At 75.5% G+C, this 2,597-nt stretch carries 2 protein-coding genes and 1 pseudogene; all 3 read right to left on the bottom strand.

What is annotated here, in order from left to right:
* On the bottom strand, window positions 1-1,343 hold a 1,343-nt coding region (locus GTW43_RS05805), incomplete at its 3' end, for an NAD(P)/FAD-dependent oxidoreductase (RefSeq protein ID WP_161300539.1).
* Window positions 1,344-1,422: 79 nt separating this feature from the next.
* Window positions 1,423-2,286: an inositol monophosphatase family protein gene (locus GTW43_RS05810; RefSeq protein WP_161300540.1), complete on the bottom strand. Its 864-nt coding sequence runs from the start codon at window positions 2,284-2,286 to the stop codon at window positions 1,423-1,425.
* Between the two features lie 116 nt (window positions 2,287-2,402).
* Window positions 2,403-2,597: pseudogene (locus tag GTW43_RS05815) on the bottom strand (gamma-glutamyltransferase); the annotation flags it as partial.

Genomic DNA, 2,597 nt, shown 5'->3' on the forward strand with positions numbered 1-2,597 from the left:
GGCCCCGGCGGGGTGGACGAGGAGCAGATGAAGACGGCGGGGTGCGGGGTGGTGTACGGCGACAGGGACAGCCGGGGCCGCAGCAGGAGCTGGAGGCCGGCGGCGGCGCCGGCGGCGATGTCCCCGCCCACGTAGTTCGCGTTGCGGGCGGCGAGCTCGGGCGGGCCCATCGTGGCGCGGGCGAGCACGAGGTCCCTGAACCCCGGGGCGAAGCGCTCCAGTTGACGCTCGATCGCGTCCGTCAGGTTCCCGTCCCACCCGTGCGGCACGTGCCCGTACGCCCAGAACGTGTGCTTGCCCTCGGGTGCGCGCGTCGGGTCGGCGACACTGGCCTGCACGGTGATGAGGAACGGTGTCTCGGGTGCCCGCTGCCCGCCCGACGCCTCGCGCAGGGCGCGGTCGATGTCGGCGCGGTACGGGCCGATCTGCACGGTGCCCGCGCTCCGGGCCTCCTCGGCGGTCCACGGCACGGGCCCGTCGAGCGCGTAGTCGACCTTGAAGACACCGGGTCCGTACCGGAACCGGTCGTAGAAGCGGCCGAGCCCGGCGATGCGGGCGAGGGCGGTCGGCGAGGTGTCGAAGACGTAGGCGCGGGCGGGCGGCAGGTCGTCGAGCCGCTTCACCTCGTAGTCGGTGTGGATCTCGCCGCCGAGATCGCGCAGGTACGCGCCGAGCGCGTCGGCGACGGACTGGGAGCCGCCGCGGGCGACGGGCCAGCCCCGGGCGTGCGCGGCCAGGGCGAAGACGAGGCCGATGCCGCCGGTGGCGAGGCCGTCGAGCGGGGCGATGGTGTGTGCGGCCAGGCCGGAGAAGAGCGCGGGCGCCCGCTCGTCGCGGAAGCGGCGCATGAGCCAGGACGCCGGCAGGAGCCCGTCGAGGCCGAAGCGGGCGAGGCCGACCGGGTCGCGGGGCAGCGAGCTCAGCGGCAGCGACATGAAGTCGTGGACGAGCGTGTCCCAGCGGTGCAGCAGGGGCTCGACCAGGCGCCGGTAGGTGCCCGCGTCGCGCGGCCCGAAGGAGGCGGCGGTCTCGGCGACGGAGCGGGACAGGACGGCCGCGGTGCCGTCCGGGAACGGGTGCGCCATGGGCAGGCCGGCGTGCATCCACTCCAGGCCGTACCGGTCCAGCGGCATCGCGCGGAACGCCGGGGAGTTGATGGCGAGCGGATGGGACGCCGAGCACGGGTCGTGGCGGAAGCCGGGCAGCGTCAGCTCCTCGGTGCGGGCGCCGCCGCCGATCGTGTCCCGCGCCTCGAAGAGGGCGACGGAGAAACCCCTCCTGGCCAGTTCGACCGCAGCGGTCAGCCCGTTCGGCCCCGCACCCACCACGACGGCATCGAGCATCGACGGCACCTTCGGACTCCTTCGTCAGCCGACGGCCACAGCCCGCCCAGGATATGCCGCGCCACCGACGGCTTCGGGGTCAGGCCCCGGCCGAGAGCACGCCCGCCACGCGGCGCGCGGTCGCGGCGTCCCGGGCCGCGGTGAAGGGCAGCACATTGCCCCCGGTGACGGCGAAGGGGACGCCCGCGCCGGTGAGGTGCGCGCCACCCGCCTCCTCGACGAGGAGCAGCCCCGCGGCGTGGTCCCAGGCGAGCTCCCAGCTGAACGCCGTCGCGTCGAGCGCCCCGCGGGCGACGGCCAGGTACTCGAGGCCCGCCGAGCCGCACGGGCGCGGCGCGAATCCCTCGGTCCGCAGGCCGAGCAGGGACCGCTTCTGGTCCTCGGTGGTGAAGTCCGGGTGCGAGGTCGCGACGGTCAGGTCCGCGCCGGGCGCGGGAGCGCCGGCGGTCAGCGGCCGGCCGTCGAGCCGGGCGCCGCGGCCGCGCACGGCCACCGCCATCTCACCGAGCGCGGGCGCGTACGTCCACGAGGCGAGGACGACGCCGTCGAGGGCGAGCGCCACGAGGGTGCAGAAGCCGGGGTCGCCGTGGACGAACTGACGCGTCCCGTCGACCGGGTCGACGATCCAGACGGGGGCGGCGCCGCGCAGCGCCTCGTACGTCGACGGGTCGGCGGCGACGGCCTCCTCGCCGACGACGACGGAGCCGGACAGCGCGGCCGTCAGCTCCCGCGTCAGGTACTCCTCGGCGCGCTTGTCGGCGACGGTCACGAGGTCGTGCGGGCCGCTCTTCTGGTCGATCTCGTGCGCGCCGAGCTGCCGGAAGCGCGGGGTGATCTCGGCGGCGGCCGCGGCGCGCACGATGCGCTCCACGTCCGTGACGAGGCGGTCGGTGACGGTGCGGGTCAGAAAGTCGTCGATGCTTTCCGTGATGGTTTCGATCATGTCCCCATGAGAACACGCCCCGCTGACATCGCGTTCCCGCGGGGTGAACGGGCGGTGGAATCACGATGACATCGCGGGTTCCACCGCCCCGGGCCGCCGGGTCCGGCCGGGCGGGCTCAGCGGCCCACGGCGTACCCCTGCATGCCGCGCGGGTTCGCCGCCGCCGACAGGACGCCGGTGTGCGGGTCGCGGGCCACGGCGCACAGCCGGCCCTCGGACCAGTCGTCGCCGACGGTCACGTCGTGGCCGCGCCGGCGCAGCTCCGCGACGACCTCCGGGTCCGTGTTCCCCTCGACGGTGACGGATCCGGG

It is taken from the genome of Streptomyces sp. SID5785 (assembly GCF_009870065.1).
Taxonomy (GTDB): Bacteria; Actinomycetota; Actinomycetes; order Streptomycetales; family Streptomycetaceae; genus Streptomyces.